Here is a 2,648-nt window from a genome sequence, read left to right as displayed (position 1 = left end):
GCGAGCTTCTTGAACTTCACCAGCGCGAAATCCGGTTCGATGCCGGTGGTGTCGCAATCCATCACGAGGCCGATCGTGCCGGTCGGCGCGATCACCGTGGTCTGCGCGTTGCGATAACCGTGCTGCTCGCCGAGGCTCAGCGCGTCGTCCCAGGCGTGCTTCGCATGCGCGACCAGGTCGGCTTGCGGGCAGGAGGCGTGGTCGAGCGGCACCGGGTTGACGCTGAGCGCCTCGTAGCCGCGCGATTCGCCGTGCGCGGCGCGGCGGTGGTTGCGGATCACCCGCAGCATGTGGGCGGCGTTCTTCTTGTGGCCGGGGAAGGCGTCGAGCTCGGCGGCCATCTCGGCCGAGGTCTTGTAGGCGATGCCGGTCATGATCGAGGTCAGGGTGCCGCACAGCGCGCGGCCCTCCTTCGAATCATAAGGCAGGCCCATGGTCATCAGGAGCCCGCCGATATTGGCGAAGCCGAGCCCCAGCGTGCGGAACTCGTAGGAGAGCTCGGCGATCGCCTTGGACGGGAACTGCGCCATCAGCACCGAGATTTCCAGCACCAGCGTCCAGAGCCGGCACAGATGCTCGTAGGAGGCGACGTCGAAGGTCTTCGTCGCCTTGTCGTAGAACGTCAGCAGGTTGGCCGAGGCGAGATTGCACGCCGTATCGTCCAGGAACATGTATTCCGAGCACGGATTGGAGGCGCGAATGTCGCCGGACGCCTTGCAGGTGTGCCAGTCGTTCATGGTGGTGTTGAAGTGCAGGCCGGGATCGGCCGAGGCCCAGGCGGCATAGCCGATCTTCTCCCAGAGCTCGCGCGCCCTGAGCGTCTTGGTCACCTTGCGGTTGGTGCGGCCGATCAGCTTCCACTCGCCGTCGGTCTCGACTGCGCGGAGGAAATCATCCTTCAGCGACACCGAGTTGTTGGAGTTCTGGCCGGAGACGGTGAGGTAGGCCTCCGAATCCCAGTCGGTGTCGTAGATGTCGAACTGGATCTCCTTGTAGCCTTGTCTCGCGAACTGGATCACCCGCTTGATGTAGTTGTCGGGCACGAGGTTGCGCCGCGCCAGCTTGATCTCGCGGCGCAGGGCAGGGTTCTTCTCGGGGTCGAAGCAATCATCGCCCGATCCCTCGCAATTGACGCAGGCCTTCATCACGGCCTTGAGGTGCTTCTGGTTGATCTTGGAGCCGGTGACGAGCGCTGCGACCTTCTGCTCCTCCTTCACCTTCCAGTCGATATAGGTCTCGATGTCAGGATGGTCGGCGTCGACCACGACCATCTTGGCCGCGCGGCGCGTGGTGCCGCCGCTCTTGATCGCGCCGGCGGCGCGGTCGCCGATCTTGAGGAAGCTCATCAGGCCGCTCGAACGGCCGCCGCCGGACAGCCGCTCGCCTTCGCCGCGCAGGCTGGAGAAGTTGGAGCCGGTGCCCGAACCATATTTGAACAGGCGCGCCTCGCGCACCCAGAGGTCCATGATGCCGCCGTCGTTGACGAGGTCGTCATTGACGCCCTGGATGAAACAGGCGTGCGGCTGCGGATGCTCGTAGGACGAGCGGGACTTCGTCAGCTTGCCGGTCTTGTAGTCGACGTAATAATGGCCCTGGCCGGGGCCATCGATGCCATAGGCCCAGTGCAGGCCGGTGTTGAACCATTGCGGCGAGTTCGGCGCCACCATCTGCATCGCGAGCTGGTAGCGCAATTCGTCGAAGAAGGAGGCGGCGTCCTCGTCGCCATCGAAATAGCCGCCCTTCCAGCCCCAATAGGTCCAGGCGCCGGCGAGGCGGTCGAAGACCTGGCGCGCTGAGATTTCTGAGGTGTAGCGCGCCTCCTTGGCGAGGTCGGCGAGCGCCGTCTCGTCGGGTACGCTGCGCCAGAGGAAGGAGGGGACGTTGTTTTCCTCGAGCCGCTTCAGCCGCGCCGGAACGCCGGCCTTGCGGAAGTATTTTTGCGCCAGCACATCCGCCGCGACCTGGCTCCAGGACGCCGGCACCTCGATGCCGTCGAGCAAGAAGACGATCGAGCCGTCAGGATTGCGGATTTCGCTTTTAGTGGTGCGGAATTCGAGCGCCGCATAGGGGCTCTGACCGGCTTTGGTGTAGTGGCGTTCAATCCGCATTTTGGTTTTGCCCCTCGAGTCTCAAACCGGGCGAGGTTCGGCGAGTCGCGCCGCCTTCCGCAACCGATTCGTTGGCGAGTTTGAAAGATTCCTGTCAATAGGTGGTGAACGGCCACACCCCACTCACAAGATATAGTGGTTTTCGGGCCTGCTGGGAAGAGCGGGGATAGCGGGTGCGGGTCGCTCTCTAAGGGGCTGAGGAGGTTGGCAGAATTGGGGGCGGGAGGTGGGGTGCCGCGTTCGGAATGGCCGGGGAGCGGCGGCTACATGTGGATAACGAACGCGTTTGAGGACTGGGTTAAACCCAACACCCCGATCAGAACCGGGTTTGCAAAGCTGCCGCTGTCATCGGTCACGCGCCTTGATAGCAGAGTAGCTGTCGCAAGGTCTTCGTCGGTCTCCGCGCTGGATAAGCGACTCGCTACAAATTGCCGCTAATCCACTTTGGGCGCGGAATGGAGTTGGGATAAACGTGCAGCGATGCCGCGCAGATGCATTACGACTGCGCCCTCTGCCCTTCATGTTTGAGGCCGCAGCTGA

At 63.4% G+C, this 2,648-nt stretch carries 1 protein-coding gene; it reads right to left on the bottom strand.

Annotated features, from left to right (window positions below; translation table 11 throughout):
• The coding region (locus JOY90_RS01175) for an adenosylcobalamin-dependent ribonucleoside-diphosphate reductase (RefSeq protein ID WP_291689346.1) at window positions 1-2,108 on the bottom strand (2,108 nt) is incomplete at its 3' end.
• Window positions 2,109-2,648 lie beyond the last annotated feature (540 nt).

Source organism: Bradyrhizobium sp. (genome assembly GCF_019242285.1).
Classification (GTDB): Bacteria; Pseudomonadota; Alphaproteobacteria; order Rhizobiales; family Xanthobacteraceae; genus Bradyrhizobium.
Note: the sequence above shows the minus strand (reverse complement) of the source record. Positions and strands in the feature narration are given on the sequence as shown.